The 17,965-nt window shown below is 33.0% G+C and carries 16 protein-coding genes; 14 read left to right on the top strand and 2 right to left on the bottom strand.

Going from position 1 to position 17,965, the window contains the following annotated elements; translation table 11 throughout:
- The first annotated feature begins 46 nt into the window (after positions 1–46).
- The 12 genes from DU428_RS00850 (at position 47) to dnaG (ending at position 15,072) form a co-directional block, all read left to right on the top strand.
- Complete coding sequence (locus DU428_RS00850) at positions 47–1,195, top strand: pyridoxal phosphate-dependent aminotransferase (protein WP_113965581.1); 1,149 nt, start codon at positions 47–49, stop codon at positions 1,193–1,195.
- A gap of 93 nt (positions 1,196–1,288) precedes the next feature.
- The gene (locus DU428_RS00845; RefSeq protein ID WP_072348540.1) at positions 1,289–2,371 is read left to right on the top strand and encodes a bifunctional 3-deoxy-7-phosphoheptulonate synthase/chorismate mutase type II; all 1,083 of its coding nucleotides are present in this window, start codon (positions 1,289–1,291) and stop codon (positions 2,369–2,371) included.
- A gap of 44 nt (positions 2,372–2,415) precedes the next feature.
- Positions 2,416–3,360, top strand: a complete 945-nt coding sequence (gene rsgA / locus DU428_RS00840; RefSeq protein ID WP_072348543.1) for a ribosome small subunit-dependent GTPase A — start codon at positions 2,416–2,418, stop codon at positions 3,358–3,360.
- Positions 3,361–3,383: 23 nt separating this feature from the next.
- On the top strand, positions 3,384–3,833 hold the full coding sequence (gene dtd, locus DU428_RS00835; protein WP_072348545.1) for a D-aminoacyl-tRNA deacylase: 450 nt from the start codon (positions 3,384–3,386) through the stop codon (positions 3,831–3,833).
- A 99-nt stretch (positions 3,834–3,932) separates the two neighbouring features.
- Positions 3,933–5,795 (top strand): DUF3857 domain-containing protein, encoded by a 1,863-nt coding sequence (locus tag DU428_RS00830; protein ID WP_243633431.1) that lies wholly within the window; start codon positions 3,933–3,935, stop codon positions 5,793–5,795.
- A 4-nt stretch (positions 5,796–5,799) separates the two neighbouring features.
- Positions 5,800–7,818, top strand: a complete 2,019-nt coding sequence (locus DU428_RS00825) for a DUF3857 domain-containing protein (RefSeq protein WP_113965580.1) — start codon at positions 5,800–5,802, stop codon at positions 7,816–7,818.
- Positions 7,819–7,820: 2 nt separating this feature from the next.
- Positions 7,821–8,147 carry a nucleotide pyrophosphohydrolase gene (locus DU428_RS00820; protein WP_072348550.1) on the top strand — a complete coding sequence of 109 codons (327 nt, stop codon included), beginning with the start codon at positions 7,821–7,823 and terminating at the stop codon, positions 8,145–8,147.
- A 36-nt stretch (positions 8,148–8,183) separates the two neighbouring features.
- A complete protein-coding gene (locus DU428_RS00815; RefSeq protein ID WP_113965579.1) occupies positions 8,184–9,416 on the top strand; it encodes a 3-phosphoshikimate 1-carboxyvinyltransferase in 1,233 nt (410 codons plus the stop codon).
- A gap of 99 nt (positions 9,417–9,515) precedes the next feature.
- Positions 9,516–10,565, top strand: a complete 1,050-nt coding sequence (queA, locus tag DU428_RS00810; protein ID WP_113965886.1) for a tRNA preQ1(34) S-adenosylmethionine ribosyltransferase-isomerase QueA — start codon at positions 9,516–9,518, stop codon at positions 10,563–10,565.
- Positions 10,566–10,859: 294 nt separating this feature from the next.
- Entirely contained in the window at positions 10,860–11,900 is a 1,041-nt protein-coding gene (gene rlmN / locus DU428_RS00805; RefSeq protein WP_113965578.1) for a 23S rRNA (adenine(2503)-C(2))-methyltransferase RlmN, read from the top strand.
- Positions 11,901–12,000: 100 nt separating this feature from the next.
- On the top strand, positions 12,001–12,978 hold the full coding sequence (locus tag DU428_RS00800) for a polyprenyl synthetase family protein (RefSeq protein ID WP_113965577.1): 978 nt from the start codon (positions 12,001–12,003) through the stop codon (positions 12,976–12,978).
- A gap of 132 nt (positions 12,979–13,110) precedes the next feature.
- A complete protein-coding gene (dnaG, locus tag DU428_RS00795; RefSeq protein WP_072348560.1) occupies positions 13,111–15,072 on the top strand; it encodes a DNA primase in 1,962 nt (653 codons plus the stop codon).
- Here the strand turns inward: dnaG and DU428_RS00790 are convergent.
- The gene (locus DU428_RS00790) at positions 15,067–15,693 is read right to left on the bottom strand and encodes a response regulator (RefSeq protein ID WP_113965576.1); all 627 of its coding nucleotides are present in this window, start codon (positions 15,691–15,693) and stop codon (positions 15,067–15,069) included. The two genes, dnaG and DU428_RS00790, sit on opposite strands and share 6 nt — an antisense overlap.
- 103 nt (positions 15,694–15,796) lie before the next feature.
- Complete coding sequence (nadE, locus tag DU428_RS00785) at positions 15,797–16,585, bottom strand: NAD(+) synthase (protein WP_072348564.1); 789 nt, start codon at positions 16,583–16,585, stop codon at positions 15,797–15,799.
- A gap of 79 nt (positions 16,586–16,664) precedes the next feature.
- On the opposite strand from nadE, the gene gldB reads away from it, so the two are divergent.
- Together gldB and gldC are read left to right on the top strand one after the other, a co-directional pair.
- A complete protein-coding gene (gene gldB / locus DU428_RS00780) occupies positions 16,665–17,627 on the top strand; it encodes a gliding motility lipoprotein GldB (protein ID WP_072348566.1) in 963 nt (320 codons plus the stop codon).
- On the top strand, positions 17,627–17,962 hold the full coding sequence (gene gldC / locus DU428_RS00775) for a gliding motility protein GldC (protein ID WP_072348568.1): 336 nt from the start codon (positions 17,627–17,629) through the stop codon (positions 17,960–17,962). Before gldB ends, gldC begins: the two co-directional genes overlap by 1 nt.
- The last annotated feature ends 3 nt before the right edge of the window (positions 17,963–17,965 follow it).

The following is a 17,965-nucleotide window of genomic DNA, read 5'->3' as shown; positions in this document are numbered from 1 at the left end:
TAGGTTTTACCTTTGTATATAATGACGATTTTAAAAACACAAATTAATGATGGAGGTAGCAGATAGGTTGAAGCATGTTGAAGAATACTACTTTTCTAAAAAGCTACGTGAAGTAAATGTGCTTAAAGCAGCAGGAAAGCCGGTTATTAATTTAGGGATAGGAAGTCCGGATTTGCCTCCGTCAGAAAGCGTTATAAAAGCAATGACCGAAAGCTTACAAGATGAAAACGCTCATAAGTATCAAAGCTATCAAGGTTTATTAGAGCTTCGCGAAGCGATTACAGCTTTCTATAAAGAAAATTTTTTAGTTACATTAAATCCCGCATCAGAGGTTTTACCATTAATGGGAAGCAAGGAAGGAATTATGCATATTTCTATGGCTTTTCTAAATGCCGGAGATGAAGTACTTATCCCGAATCCGGGCTATCCAACCTATGTTTCGGTAACGAAGTTGCTTGGAGCAAATCCAATATATTATAATTTAGATGAAAGTCGTAAATGGCTTCCAGATCTAAATGAAATAAAGAAATTAGACCTAAGTAAGGTGAAAATCATGTGGATGAACTATCCGCATATGCCAACAGGGGCAAAGGTAAGTGAAAAGTTTTTTGAAGAAGTTGTAGACTTTGCTACAGAACATGATATTTTAATAGTAAATGATAATCCGTATAGTTTTATTTTAAATGATGCACCTAAAAGTATTTTAAGTGTTAGAAATGCAAAAGATGTTTGTTTAGAGCTAAACTCTTTAAGTAAAACTTTTAATATGTCTGGTTGGCGAGTTGGAATGGTTTTAGGAAGAGCTTCACATATTAATACTATTTTAAAAGTGAAAAGCAATATGGATTCTGGTATGTTTTATGGCATTCAAAAAGGAGCTATTGAAGCTTTAAAGTCTTCTAAAAAATGGTATAATAGCTTAAATAACGAGTACAAGCAAAGAAGAGAAGTTCTTTGGAAAATAGCAGATGCTTTAAATTGTACTTATGATAAAAATAGCTCTGGATTATTTGTTTGGGCAAAACTCCCAAACCAGATTAAATCAGAAGATTTTATAGAAAAACTATTAAAAGAAAAAAACATTTTTGTTGCTCCGGGAACAGTTTTTGGTCCTCTTGGAGAAGGGTATGTTCGTTTTTCTATATGTGCTTCCACCGAAGATTTAATGGGAGCTCTAGAAAGAATAAAATCATAACTTAAAGAGGAATGTGATAATCACAAATTGTAATTCAATATTCAAAACAAAGTATTTCAAACTTAGAGTTTTATATTTGGAATTTTAAAATTTATGGAAAATAAAAAAGAGTTACGAACATGGTTAGATGATATGAAGCTAGATCATCCGCTAGTTATTGCTGGGCCGTGTAGTGCAGAAACCGAAGAACAAGTTTTAAAAATTGCACATCAGTTAAAAGATACCGATGTGAATTATTTTAGAGCAGGAATTTGGAAGCCAAGAACAAGACCAGGAAATTTTGAAGGAGTAGGGGCTTTAGGTTTAAAATGGTTGCAAAAAGTGAAGGCAGAAACAGGCATGAAAACCTGTACAGAAGTTGCAAATGCATACCATGTAAAATTAGCTTTAGAGCATGATATAGATTTACTTTGGATTGGTGCGCGTTCTACCGTAAGTCCGTTTATAATGCAAGAAATTGCAGACGCTTTATGTGGTACAGATAAAATAGTACTAGTTAAAAATCCTGTGAACCCAGATTTGGCTTTGTGGTTAGGAGGAATTGAAAGGTTGTACGAAGCCGGAGTTAAAAACCTAGGGGCAATTCACAGAGGTTTTTCTACTTACGAAAAATCTAAATATAGAAATATCCCAGAATGGCAATTGGCTATAGAGTTTCAAAATAGGTTTCCAGATCTACCTTTAATAAACGACCCTTCGCATATCACGGGAAGACGAGATATGATTTTCGATGTGTCGCAAACAGCATTAGATCTTAATTTTGACGGACTAATGATTGAAACACATACCTATCCAGACAATGCATGGAGTGATGCAGCACAACAAGTAACACCAGCTACTTTAGTGCAAATAATGAAGGATTTACAAATAAGAAAAGAATCGCATCCAGAAGCAGCCTACAATAATGAATTGAATAAATTAAGATCACAGATTGACCTGGTTGATAATCAAATTATTGATTTGTTAGCAAAAAGAATGAAAGTAGCAGATGATATTGGGGTGCTTAAAAAACAGAAAAATGTTGCTGTATTGCAGCGAAAACGATGGAAAGAAATTCTTGAAAAAATGATAGTAGAAGGGAAGTCAAAAGGATTAAGTGAAGAGTTTATTTTAAGTATGTTTAAAGCCATTCATCAAGAATCTATAAATCATCAAGGAAAAATTTTAAAGTCTTAGTTTGTATATTTACTTTTTAATTTAATAATAGCATCTTTGTAAGAATGATAGGACTAGTTTATAAATCTACCGGAAGTTGGTACACTGTAAAAACAGATTTGGGTGCAACCTACCTGTGCAGAATAAAAGGAAAGTTTAGATTGCAAGGTATTAGAAGTACCAACCCCATAGCAGTTGGAGATGTTGTTGAGTTTGAATTAGAAACAAAAAACGATGAAGAAACAGGTGTTATTCATTCCATTCACGATAGAAAAAATTATATTGTAAGAAAGTCTGTAAATCTTTCTAAGCAAACCCATGTTATTGCTGCCAATATTGATCAGGTATTTTTATTAGTTACAATAGATAATCCTCCTACATTCACTTCCTTTATTGATCGCTTTTTAGTTACCACCGAAGCATATTCAATAAAAACAGTTTTGCTTTTTAATAAGATAGATGCTTATAGTAAAGAAACTCTAGATGAGGTTAGATACTTAGCGCATGTTTATAGGTCTATTGGCTACGAATGTATTGGTATTTCGGCCGAAACCGGCAAAAATGTAGATAAGGTAAAAGCTATGATGCATGGAAAAGTAAGTATGTTTGCTGGTCACTCGGGAGTAGGTAAGTCCACTTTAGTAAACGCTATAGAACCAGGATTAGACCTTAAAACCAAAGAAATTTCTGTACAACACAGCCAAGGGCAACATACAACTACTTTTGCAGAGATGTTCGATTTAAGTTTTGACGCTAAAATTATTGATACTCCAGGTATAAAAGGTTTTGGTGTTGTAGATATGGAAAAGGAAGAAATAAGTGATTATTTTCCAGAGTTCTTCGCAATAAAGCAGAATTGTAAATTCAATAATTGTTTGCATATTGAAGAGCCAAAATGTGCTATTAAAGATGCTGTTGATAAAGATGAAATAGCTTATTCACGTTACCGTAGCTATGTAAGCATTATCGAAGGGGAAGACGAGCACTACAGAACCGATAATTATAATTAAAATACTTTAGTGTTCTTACTTAAATGAAAGCAGTAATTCAAAGAGTTGCCCATGCAAGTGTTACTATTGAAGGAGAAAAAGTTGCTTCAATACAACAAGGACTTTTAATTCTTTTGGGCATTGTGGCAGAAGACACCCAAGTAGATATAAAGTGGTTATCCAACAAAATTGTGAATCTTCGAATTTTTAATGATGCCGATGGTGTTATGAATAATTCACTAATGGCTAGTAGTGGCGATGCAATTGTGGTATCTCAATTCACTTTACACGCAAATACCAAAAAAGGAAATAGACCAAGTTATATTAAGGCTGCCAAACCAGATATTGCTATTCCTTTATACGAATCCTTCGTTGCACAGATTGAAAAAGATTTAGGAAAAAAAGTGCAAACAGGTGAATTTGGTGCAGATATGAAAGTGGAACTATTAAATGATGGTCCAGTAACCATAATTATTGATACAGAAAACAAATAAATAGTTGTCAAATTTGTGTGAAAACTTTAAATTAATATTTTTGTTTTTAACTCCATAAAATTTACAGCTATTAAATCAACATTAAATTTTTTCTTTCTGTTGCTTGTTTTCTCATCTACAGCACAAGAATTTTCGTTACAATCCTTAATTATTGACTCTAGTTTAAGAGAGAATGCAAATGCCATTGTTAGGCAAAATGATTTAAGTATTGAAGTTTTAAAATATGATAAAATCCTTGTTAAACAAAGGCGCGTTGTAACAATCCTAAATTCTAGTGGAAACTCTAAAGTTAATGCTTATTTACATTACGATGAGAATGTAAATATAAAAAAACTAGAAGCTATTGTTTACAATGCTTATGGGAAAGAAATAAAAAAAATAAGAAAAAACAAGTTTTCAGATGCCAATGCTGTAGACGGATTTTCACTGTATTCCGATTCTAGAATTAAATATCTAGATTATACACCAACAAATTATCCATACACAATTGAATATATCGAGGAATACGAAACTTCTTTCACTGTAAACCTTCCAAGTTGGTATCCTTTAGACGGGTATTACACAAGTGTTGAAAATAGTACCTATACTATTATTAATGATTCTAATGTAGAAATAAGTTTAAAAACCGAAAACTTAGAAAACTACAACATAGATGTTCTTTCCGAATATAGCTTCCAAGCCAAGAACTTAAAAGCAATTAAACCAGAACAATACAGTCCGTCCTTTGCTAAAATAGTCCCTTCTGTTAAAGCAACTCTAAAGGAGTTTAGTATGAAAGGTGTAAAAGGAGTAAATTCTAACTGGCAAGATTTTGGAAAATGGATGAACGATAAGCTTATAGCTGGAACCCAAGAATTGCCACAAGCAGTTAAAGATGAAATTAAAGCCTTAACTGCAAATGCAGAAACAGATATAGAAAAGGCGAAGATTGTATATAATTATATGCAAGATAAAACCAGATATATTAGTATTCAGGTTGGAATTGGAGGATGGAAACCAATGCTAGCTAGTGATGTAGATAGACTAGGTTACGGAGATTGCAAAGGACTTACCAATTACACCATGGCATTACTGCAAGAGGTGGGAGTGCCATCCTATTATACGGTGGTTTATGGAGATTCTAACCTAAGAAATATAGACGATTCCTTTTCTTCTTTACAAGGAAACCATGTCATTCTAACAGTCCCTAATAAATCCGATTATATATTTCTAGAATGTACTAGTCAAACAGTGCCGTTTGGTTATACAGCAAACTTTACAGATGATAGGGATGTATTATTAATCAAGCCAGAAGGAGGTGAAATAGTACGAACAAAATCTTATAAAACAGAAGAAAACTTATTAGACACAAAAGCAACTATTAAATTAGATGCTGAAGGAAGTTTAGAAGCCCAAGTAGTTATGAATTCTTATGGAACACAATACGGAAGTCATGAAGGGGTGCAAAACGAAACAGAAAAAAACCAACAACTATACTATAAAGACTATTGGAATTATATAAATAACTTAGAAATAAACTCTTTAGACTTTACAAATAATAAAGATAGTATAGTATTTATCGAAGAAGTGGAACTTAAAGCTGCTAGATATGCTGTGAAAACAGGAGATAGACTATTGTTGCAGCCTAATATGTTTAATAGAATTGAAACCGCACCAAAGCGTTATAAAGACAGAAATTTACCTTTTGAAGTAGAAAGAGGATTTACAGATATAGATGAATATATTATCGAAATTCCTGAAACATTAGAGGTAGAAGCTACAATGAATCCGGTTTCAATAAAAAACAAATTCGGGGAATATATTGCGAGTGTTTCTATTGAAAATAACAAACTACTATACCATCGTAAGTTTGTATTAAATAAAGGTGCTTATACTAAAGACGAGTATAAAGAATTTAGATCGTTTTGGTTAAGCGTAGTAAAGCAAGATAAATCAAAAATAGTATTAAAAACCAAACCCTAATCATATGAAAAAAATAGTATTTATTGTAGCCTTAATAGTTAGTCAGGTAGCATTTGCTCAGGACTATAAATTTGGTAAGGTAAGTAAAGAAGAGCTGACAGAAAAAGCCAACCCAACTAACCCCGAAGCAAACGCAACGGTATTGTACAGAAGTCAAAAAATTTATTTCGATTTCCAACAAGGAAAAGGGTTTATGCAAAAAAATGAAATCCATGAACGAATTAAAATTTATAATAAAGACGGATTTGATCAAGCAACAAAATTTGTTAGACTGTATGTAGGTAGTTCTAATGATTCTAAAGAAAAACTAATAGGCTTAAAAGCTGTAACCTATAACTTAAACGGCAAAAAAATAGAAGAAGATAAGCTTAGAAGTAATGGTATTTTTGAAGAAGCTACAAATAAATACTGGGAAACTACAAAATTCACCATGCCTATTGTTAAAGAAGGTTCTGTAATTGAGTACAGATATACCATAGTATCTCCTTTTACAGGTATTGATGATATTCCATTTCAGCAATCAATTCCAATAAAAAAACTAGATTTCGAATTAAAAACACCAGAATATTACCTGTACCAAACGCTGTTAAACCCAAGAGCTAGTTATATTCCTAAATTTACTAATACAAAAGCTACCAATAGTTTTACTATATCTTCAAAAGAAAGAAATATTTCAAATAGAGTTGTAACAGCATCAACAACTAATAAATCTACTATCGATTATGTAGATAATGTTGTTTCAGCAAGTTTAGATAATATTCCAGCATTAAAAGGAGAAGAATATGTAGATAACTTAGGAAACTATCAATCTAAATTAATTTTAGAATTACAATCTATTCAGTATCCAGGAGAACCTATAAAGAACCTTGCAACTTCTTGGGATAAAGTAACTAAAACAATTTATGATAATTCCGACTTTGGAGGCGAATTAAATAAAACAGGATACTTTAAAAAAGATATAGATGCTTTAATAGCTTCGGTTAGTAGCCCAGAAGAAAAGACTGCATTAATTTTCGACTTTGTAAAAGCTAAAGTTAAATGGAATGATTTGCATGGCTATACAACCGATTTAGGTGTTGCAAAAGCCTATAGAGAAGGAGTTGGTAATATTGCAGATATCAACTTAATGCTAGTTTCTATGTTGCGTTATGCAGGAATTGAAGCAAATCCTATCCTAGTAAGTACTAAAAGTAACGGGATACCTTTACTTCCAACTCGCTCAGGTTTTAATTATGTTATTTGTGCAGCAGAGTTAAACGGAGGTGTTGTTTATTTAGATGCTTCAGAGCATTATACAACAGCAAATATTCTTCCATCAAAAACATTAAACTGGTTAGGAAGATTAATCAGAGAAAACGGTACATCAGAATGGGTAGAGCTAATACCAAAAGTGTCTTCTCGAGAAATGGTTTCTATAAGTATAAAATTAAATGAAGACTTGTCTGCTACAGGAAAAGTTAGAAACCATTTAACAAATTACCAAGCTGCTAGGTTTAGAAACAAATATCATAACTTCAATAAGGAAGAAATGATGGCAAGCTTAGAAAAAAACAGAGGTGCCTTAGAAGTTTTAGAATATGATAACAAGAATGTTAAAGACTTGTCTAAGCCTATTTTGCAAACTTATGACTTTCACCTAGAAAGTGCTTTAGAAGAAATAGGAGACAAGGTGTATTTTAGTCCGATGTTGTTTTTTGCATCTAAAGAAAACCCTTTCAAAGAAGATACCAGAAACTATCCAATAGATTTTGTTTACCCATTTTCAGATAAGTATATTATAAATATGCAACTTCCTGAAGGATATGTTGTGGATACTTTACCAGAAAGTAGTAAAATCCAGTTCAATGGTACAGAAGGAGAATACACTTTTTTATCTAATCAAAAAGGAAATATACTACAGTTTACTGTATCTTTAGACTTAAACAAAAGTTTAGTTCTTGCTTCAGATTATGAGCAGTTTAAACAGTTTTATCAGCTTAAAGTAGAAAAAGAACTTGAAAAGGTAGTGCTTAAAAAAGGATAATTATGAATATAAAAAACGCACAATTAGAAGTCGATAATTGGATTAAAAACCATGGCGTTCGTTATTTTAACGAGCTTACAAATATGGCGCAACTTACCGAAGAAGTAGGTGAGGTAGCGCGAATTATAGCAAGACGTTATGGGGAACAAAGTGAAAAAGAAAGCGATAAAAATAAAGACCTAGGGGAAGAGCTAGCAGACGTTATGTTTGTAGTTTTATGTCTTGCAAACCAAACGGGAGTAGATTTACAAGAGGCTTTCGATAAAAAGTTAGACTTAAAAACCAAACGCGATCACGACCGTCACCATAATAACGAAAAATTAAAATAATTAAAAATTCCTGCGAAAGCAGGAATCTTTTTTAATATGAATCTGCAACTACATAAATCTGAAATTATACATCGAAATCTAAAAATCGATATCACGGGTTCTAAAAGTGAATCTAACAGATTACTGTTGTTGCAGGCTTTATATCCTAATCTGAAAATAGAAAACCTTTCTAATTCAGATGATTCTAAAGTCATGCAAGAAGCTTTGCAGGTAGATTGCAATGAAATAGATGTTCACCATGCCGGAACAGCTATGCGTTTCCTAACGGCTTATTTTTCTATTCAACAAAATAGAGAAGTTATACTTACAGGCTCTTCTAGAATGCAAGAAAGACCCATTGCAATTTTGGTGGATGCGCTTCAGCAACTTGGTGTAGAAGTAGTTTATTTAAAAAACGAAGGCTTTCCTCCAATAAAAATAAAAGGAAAGAAAATATTTAAAAATAAAGTCAACCTCCAAGCAAATGTTAGTAGTCAATATATTTCGGCATTATTACTAATTGCACCAAAGCTGGAGAACGGATTAAAACTTACACTAGAAGGCGAAATAACCTCGATTCCATATATAAACATGACCTTGACTTTACTTCAGGGAATTGGAGTGGAAACAAGTTTTATAGGTAATACTATTAAGGTAAAACCAAAAGCTACAATCCGTGATAAAACCTTTGTGGTAGAATCCGATTGGTCTTCTGCTTCCTATTATTATAGTATTATTGCGATGAGTAAAGCTGGAACAGAAATTAGCTTAGCTTACTATAAAGAAAACTCTCTGCAAGGAGATGCTTCCTTAGTAGAAATTTATAAGAAATTTGGAGTGGAAACTATTTTTCTTCCGCAAGGATTACTTCTTAAAAAAGTTTCAGAAACTAACTCTCAATCCACTATAAGTTTAGACTTAAAAAATTCGCCAGATATAGCACAAACTGTTGCTGTTACTTGTTTAGGATTAGGTTTAGCTTGTGAATTAACCGGTCTTCATACTTTAAAAATCAAGGAAACAGACAGGTTGGTTGCTTTAAAAACTGAAATAGAAAAATTAGGAGGTAAGGTTCAAATAACAAATAGCTCCCTTAGCATAGAAACTTGCGCTTCTTTAAAAGAAAATATAGAAATTGCAACCTACCAAGATCATAGGATGGCTATGGCTTTTGCGCCTTTAGCATTAAAAATACCAATCATTATTCAAGACGCTTCTGTGGTTTCAAAATCCTACCCTACATTTTGGGACGACTTAAATGCTATCGGCTTTAAAATTTTTAAAAGATAATTGGCTATTTACTTGACAACGCCTACTTTGAGATTGTATATTTGCAATCTTGTAAACTACATTACATAATCTAATTATTACTACATGCAGAATTTTAAAATGAAGTTGTCTCACTTCCAGTTTGATTTACCAGATGAGTTATTAGCGGAGTTCCCAGCAGAGAACAGAGATGAATCTCGCTTAATGGTTTTAAACAGAGAAAAACAAACCATTGAACACAAAATGTTTAAAGATCTAATTGAATATTTTGATGAAGATGATGTATTAATACTTAACAACACAAAAGTATTTCCAGCTCGTTTATACGGTAATAAAGAAAAAACCGGAGCACGTATCGAAGTATTTTTATTAAGAGAACTTAATGAAGAGCAACGTCTTTGGGATGTGTTAGTAGATCCAGCACGTAAAATTCGTATAGGTAATAAACTGTACTTTGGTGAAGACGAAACCCTAGTAGCAGAGGTAATAGATAATACTACTTCTAGAGGAAGAACTCTACGTTTTCTTTACGATGGATCTTACCAAGAATTCAGAAGAAAACTTAATGAATTAGGTGAAACTCCTTTACCTAAATATATAAACCGTGAGGTAACTCCAGAAGATGAAGTTCGTTACCAAACTATTTTTGCTAAAAACGAAGGGGCTGTAGCAGCACCAACAGCAGGTTTACACTTCTCAAAACACCTTTTAAAGCGTTTAGAAATTAAAGGAGTAAACTTTGCAGAAGTAACACTCCACGTAGGTTTAGGAACTTTTAACCCTGTTGAGGTAGAAGATCTTTCTAAGCACAAAATGGATAGTGAAGAAATTAAAATTGATGCAACAGCAGCAAATATTATCAACACGGCAAAACTAAATAAAAAACGTATTTGTGCAGTTGGTACAACCGCAATGCGCGCCATTGAAAGTTCGGTTTCTACAAACGGAACCCTAAATGAGTTCGAAGGGTGGACAAACAAATTCATCTTCCCTCCATACGATTTCAGCATTGCAAACTGTATGATTACCAACTTCCATACACCAAAATCAACACTTTTAATGATGGCTTCGGCCTTTGCAGGACATGAATTCATCAAAAAAGCATACGATGAAGCTATCAAAGAAAAATACAATTTCTATAGCTACGGTGACGCGATGTTAATCATCTAACAAAGCAAATCACAAAATAAACGAAGCCTCTTTTTTAGAGGCTTTTTTTATGGCATTACCCAACTCCGCTTAGGCTACGTTGCGTCGTGCTTTCACTACTCGCTTTTTTATGTTGCATATGTGCAACAACATAAAAAGAGCTCAAACAGACCGTTCAATCACTAATGCGAACCTAACGATGAGGTTTAGATTAAGGCAGAACAGCTTCAGTAAAAACGAACTAGTAGTTTAAAATGAAAAAATCAGTTCATCTAATTCGCTCATAGAAAATCCTTTCATTACTTTTGCATCATAATGGCAACAACAAAAAAAGACATAAGAGCATTAACCAAAGAACAGCTTAGAGAATTCTTTGTAAAAGAAGGAGAAAAAGCTTTCCGTGGAAACCAGGTATACGAGTGGTTGTGGAGCAAATCTGCCCACTCTTTTGAGGATATGACAAACCTATCCAAAGAAACCAGGCAAATGCTAGAAGATAACTTTGTTATCAATCATATTCGTGTAGATACCATGCAAAAAAGTAATGATGGTACTATAAAAAACGCGGTGCGTTTACATGACGGATTAATTGTGGAATCTGTTTTAATTCCAACTAAAACCAGAACAACAGCATGTGTTTCTAGTCAGGTAGGATGTAGTTTAGATTGTAGGTTTTGTGCAACAGCACGTTTAAAACGTATGCGTAACCTAAACCCAGATGAAATTTATGACCAAGTAGTTGCTATAGACAATGAGAGTAGATTATACCACAATAGGCCATTAAGTAATATTGTTTTCATGGGAATGGGAGAACCACTTATGAATTACAATAACGTACTAAAGGCAATTGATAAAATCACTTCGCCAGAAGGTTTAGGTATGTCTCCAAAAAGAATTGTAGTTTCTACTTCTGGAGTGCCAAAAATGATTAAAAAAATGGCAGATGATGAGGTGAGATTTAAACTAGCAGTTTCTTTGCATTCAGCAAGAGATTCTGTTCGTTCTTCTATCATGCCATTCAATAAAACATTTCCTTTAGCAGATCTGCGAGAAGCTTTAGTCTATTGGTATGAAAAAACTAAAAACCGCATTACCTACGAGTATGTAGTTTGGCAAGGTATTAACGACAAAATAGAGGATGTAGATGCGCTAGTAGAGTTCTGTAAGTTTGCTCCAAGTAAAGTAAACTTAATAGAATACAACCCTATTGATGATGGGGAGTTTCAACAAGCAAACCCAGAAGCTATAGATATGTATGTTTCTACACTAGAAGCCAATAATATAACAGTTACAGTTAGACGCTCTAGAGGAAAAGATATTGATGCTGCTTGCGGACAATTAGCTAATAAGAAATAAGTTAATATTCCTTAATAAGAATACTAATTGTAAAAGAAAAATAGCATTTCACACCCTTTTTTAGTACGTTTGCTATCACATATCCTATACTTATTTTCTTTTGAAGATTGTAGAACAAATAAAACAACCTATTACATATGAGATGGAGCTTTTTGAACAAAAGTTTCAACTTTCCATGTCTTCTAAGGTTGCCTTACTAAACAGAATTACCCACTATATTGTAAACCGAAAAGGAAAACAAATGCGACCAATGTTCGTGTTTTTAGTTTCAAAAATGGTTTCTAATGGTGAAGTAAGCGAGCGTACCTATCGTGGAGCTTCGGTTATTGAGCTTATTCATACAGCAACTTTAGTACATGATGATGTAGTAGATGAGAGTAATCGTCGCCGTGGTTTCTTTTCTATAAATGCACTTTGGAAAAATAAAATCGCCGTTCTGGTTGGGGATTATTTACTTTCAAAAGGATTACTACTTTCTATAGACAATAATGATTTCGATTTACTGAAAATTATTTCCATTGCAGTTCGTGAAATGAGTGAAGGGGAATTGCTTCAAATTGAAAAAGCAAGGAAGCTAGATATTACAGAAGAAGTTTATTATGAAATCATCCGACAAAAAACAGCAACCTTAATTGCAGCTTGTTGTTGTCTTGGAGCAGCTTCTGTAAAACCAGAATCTTCAGATGTAGAAAATATGAGAAAATTTGGAGAGCTTATTGGTATGGCTTTTCAAATTAAAGATGATTTATTCGATTACGGAAAAGAGCAAATCGGTAAGCCAACAGGAATTGATATTAAAGAGCAAAAAATGACTTTGCCTTTAATTCACGTCTTAAATAATGCTAGTAAAAAAGATAAAAAGTGGTTAATCAATTCTATTAAAAACCATAATAAAGATCAAAAACGAGTAAAAGAAGTTATTGCTTTTGTAAAGGCTAATGGCGGATTGGATTATGCGGTAACTAAAATGAAAGAGTTTCAAGTAGATGCTTTAAATATTTTACAGAAATATCCAGAAAGCGATTATAGAAATTCTCTCGAGCTCATGGTAAATTACGTGATAGACAGAAAGAAGTAACCTCGTTTCGATTTCTAAATATACAAGCCAATAATTCATAAAATTTATTGGCTTTTTCTTTTCAAAACAATTGCTATATTACTTTTAATATTCGATGAATATTGTAATTTTACATTCACTAAATCTTATAATTTGATATCAAAATCCACCATAGACCAAGTGTTTGAAACTGCTCGAGTAGAGGAGGTTATTGGCGATTTTGTACAATTAAAAAAATCAGGTAGTAGCTTTAAAGGATTGAGTCCGTTTAGTGACGAACGCTCTCCAAGTTTTATGGTTTCCCCTGTAAAACAAATCTGGAAAGATTTCTCTAGCGGAAAAGGAGGGAATGTTGTTGCTTTTTTAATGGAACACGAACATTTTACCTACCCAGAAGCTATCAAGTACTTAGCCAAAAAGTACAATATTGAAATTGAAGAAACCGAGCAGACTAACGAACAAAAAGAACAAGCAAATGAACGTGAAAGTTTGTACTTGGTTAGTGAATATGCAAGCTCTTATTTTCAGAAAATACTTCATAATACCGATAAAGGAAAAAGTATTGGGTTAAGCTATTTTAAAGAACGTGGTTTTACAGACGAAACTATTAAGAAGTTTGCCCTAGGATATTCCTTAGATGAGTGGCAAGCATTCACAGATGAAGCTTTAAAACAAGCTTATAAACTGGAGTTTTTAGAGAAAACCGGACTCACCATTGTAAAGGGAGAAAAACGTTTCGACAGGTTTAAAGGTCGAGTAATGTTTCCTATTCAGAGTATGAGTGGGCGTGTGCTTGGTTTTGGAGGACGTATTTTAACCAACGATAAAAAAGCAGCCAAATATCTAAATTCCCCAGAAAGTGATATCTACCATAAAAGTAAAGTGCTTTATGGTATTTATCAGGCAAAGCAAAGTATTGCAAAAGAAGATAATTGCTACTTAGTAGAAGGTTATACTGATGTTATTCAGTTTCATCAAACTGGTGTGCATAACGTGGTTTCTTCGTCTGGTACAGCTTTAACTCCTGAACAAATAAGATTAATCAATAGACTTACCAAAAACATCACCGTACTTTTTGATGGAGATGCAGCTGGTTTAAGGGCTTCGCTTCGAGGAATTGATTTGATTCTTGAACAAGGAATGAATGTGAAGATATGCACGTTCCCTGCAGGTGAAGATCCAGATAGTTTTGCTAAACAAAACACTTTTGAAGAATTAACGGCATATTTAACCGAAAACGCTCAAGATTTTATTCAGTTTAAGGCTTCGGTTTTATATGAGGAATCTAAAAATGATCCGATTAAAAAAGCGGAAACCATTAGAGATATTGTAAATAGTATTGCAAAGATTCCAGATAGAATTAAAAAGGAAATCTATATTCAGGAGTGTTCTAGAATCATGGATATTAGCGAGCAAGTTTTATTTACAACTTTAGCGCAGATTGATAAAAAAGATTTTCAAGATGCTAAAAAGCAACAGCCTCAAGAGAAAAAAGCAGCTTTTCAAGTAATAAAACAAGAGCAACAAGCTAAAAAAGTTGATGTTCAGTATTTATTAGAAAGAAAAATTATTGAAATCCTTTTATTGTACGGAAACAGAGTAGAGGATTTTGAAGATTTGGTTTTAAAAGAAAACGAGCAAAATGAATTGGTTTTAGAACCTGTGAAGCATCAAACAAAAGTGTTTGAGAAGATATATTTAGACTTACAGGATGACGAAATACAATTCACCAATCCGCAGTTTAAAAACTTGTACTATACCATTATAGATAACTTAAATCAAAATCCTGATTTTGCTATTGAACATTTTGTGAATACCGTAGAGCCTGAAGTAGCTTCAGAAATCACATCTATTTTAATGGATGATGAGCGTTATAGTTTATCTAATTGGCACAGAAAGGATATATTTCCAAAGGAAAAAGAGCATACCGTTGCGCAACTAGCAAGTGAAACTATTTTAAGCTTACGTTGCTTTTTAATAGACCAAAAAGTTACCGAGTTTATGCAGGAAACTCTTAATAATAAATCGGAAGTAAATAAAGATATACTTGAAGAAGTAAAAGATTATTCTAGTTTAAAAATGTTGCTTTCTAGAAAGTTAAACAGAGTTTTATAGTTCTAATAGCTTCGCTCTATTAATTAAATCAACAATATTAGACACATTAAGTTTCTTCATTAAACGTGCTTTATAAGTACTAACTGTTTTTTCGTTAATATCTAATTCTATTGCGATTTCCTTGTTTTTTCTTCCTGAAGAAATAAGTTTCAACACTTCAATTTCTCTTGTAGAAAGCTTCTTATAGAAATTCCCAGTTCTGCTTACCCTTCTACCAACAGCTAATCGCTGAGCAAGGTCATTACTTAGATAAATACCACCATTATGAACTTTTAAAATTGCTTCGTTTATAGTAACAATATTAGCTGTTTTAGATAAATATCCAGAAGCTCCTGCTTTAATGGCGTTAATAGCATAGATCTCTTCGGGCTGTGCACTAAACATAATTACCTTGACTTCAGCGTGTTCTTTTTTTAGCCTTCTTAATGCAGTTAAACCATTAAGTTTTGGCAAGTCAATTTCAGCGATAATAATATCTACCTTGTTTTTGTTTAGGAAGTCAAAAATGGCTTCACCATTGTCTAAAGCTCCTACAACTTTTATGTTAGGAGATGCAATAAAAAGTAGTTCTAGACCTTTTCTAATAATCGGGTGATGGTCAACTACCAACAGTTTAATCATAACTATAATTTTTTTAAGATTGTTATAACTGCTGGGGCAACAACAGACGTTTTGCTATTAGTCGTAAAGTAAAGATAATGAAATTCAGTTGATTACAGCTAATCTATTTCAGATTTTTTGGAATTTCACAAATAGGTATAGGAATCATCTTGTGTTTGTTAGCTCTGTTGTAGCGTTTGTAAATTTTAAAGACCTCTTGTTTTCTACCTGTAAAATCCTCTTCGGTTTTTCCTTCATTATAAACTTGCATTGCCCATTCTAACTCTGGGTACGATGCACCTATTTGGTCTTCATCACTTCTGTCGTCACCAAATAAACCATCTGTAGGTGCTGCTTTTAATATAGATCCTGGGACTTTTAAGTACTCTCCAATTTTGTAAACTTCCGATTTCATTAAATCGGCTATCGGACTTAAATCTACTCCGCCATCGCCATATTTTGTATAAAATCCAACACCAAAATCTTCTACTTTATTTCCAGTACCGGCAACCAATAATTTATGAAGTCCTGCATAGTAGTATAAAGTGGTCATTCGCAATCTTGCTCTAGTGTTGGCTAGAGCCATATCAACAATTGCTTGTTCTCCTTCTAAGGAAACTTCCGTTTTAAATTCTTCAAAAACAGGCGTTAAATCTGTTTTGGCATCTCGAACATTCTTGTATCTTTTCTTTAATTGCGATATATGCTCTTGTGCTCTGTTAACATGGCTTGCTGCTTGGTGTATTGGCATTTCAAGACATAAAACTTCTAAGCCAGTTTCAGCACATAGTGTGGATACGACTGCAGAGTCAACCCCTCCAGAAACTCCTACAACAAAGCCATTCACTCTTGCGTTTAAAGCGTAGTTTTTTAACCAGTTTATAATATGTTGTGTTACTTTTTCTGTTTGCATTTTTTGAAGGATTTAAAACAAAGAATAGTACCTTTGCCAAACAAAAATAATTCAATAGCTCCATAAAAAAAATAAGTTCATGAAGAATATTTTTTTATTCCTTTTCATTACAGTTTTATTTGTTTCCTGTAAACAAGACTCAAAACTCGAAAAAGAAATTTCTAAAATAGAAATGTCTGCAACTATTGAGCGTTTTGATTTAGCATTTGCCAACGCGAAGCCATCGCAACTACAGGAGTTGAAAGATGCTTTTCCGTTTATGTTTTCTAAAAAATATGCCGATTCTTTTTGGATAGCTAAAATGCAAGACACTATTCAGATAGAGCTAAATAAGGAGGTAAAGAAGGTTTTTCCTGATTTAAACTTAGTAGAAGGAGAGGTGAAAAGCCTTTTTCAGCATATAAAATATTATTTTCCGGAGTTTAAAACACCTCGTTTAGTAAGTGCTACGTCTTTTGTGGACTATAGGAATAAAGTAATTGTAACCGATACCATTTCATTAATTGCAATAGATACGTATTTAGGGAGCGACCATCATTTTTATGAAGGAATTCAGAAATATATATCTAGAACTTTTACTCAAGATAATATCGTTATCGATCTAGCTTCAGAATATGCACAAGCTTATATTTTTCCGAAGAAAAACAAAACCTTTTTAGATGAGATGATATACTTTGGCAAGCAATTGTACTTCAAAGACCTTATGATTCCTTTTAAAACAGATGCAGAAAGAATTGGTTATGCACAAGAGCAATTAGATTGGGCAAAAACTAACGAAGCACAGATATGGGCGTACTTTGTAGAGCGAGAGTTACTGTATAGTACAGATCCTAATTTACTAAATAGGTTTATAAATCCAGCTCCTTTTTCTAAGTTTCAATTAGTTGAAATAGATAGAGAATCTCCTGGAAGAATAGGTCAATACATTGGTTGGCAGATTGTAAAAGCATATATGGAAAACAATTCTGTTTCTTTAAAGGAAATGCTAATTAAAGACGCAGAAGAAATATTTAATAAATCAAGATTTAAACCAGAATTATAATGTCTAAAATCACATCGAAAATAGAATTAAACGTCGAATTAGACGAGAACAGAGTTCCTGAAAAATTAACTTGGTCTGCAGAAGATGGAGGTATTACTAATGAAGAAGCAAAAGCTGTAATGCTTTCTGTTTGGGATAGCAACACACAAGAAATGTTACGCATAGATCTTTGGACAAAAGATATGCCTGTAGATGAAATGAAAATATTTTTTCATCAGACCTTAGTTGCTATGGCAAACACCTTTAATAGAGCAACGCAAGACGAAAAGATGACAGCAACAATGAAAGATTTTTGCGATTATTTTGCTGAAAAATTAGAGCTTAAAAAGAAATAATTT

The organism is Oceanihabitans sediminis (assembly GCF_003337215.1).
In the GTDB taxonomy this organism is placed as follows: domain Bacteria; phylum Bacteroidota; class Bacteroidia; order Flavobacteriales; family Flavobacteriaceae; genus Oceanihabitans; species Oceanihabitans sediminis.
The sequence above is the reverse complement of the archived record's forward strand: the minus strand, read 5'-3'. Positions and strand labels throughout refer to the sequence as shown.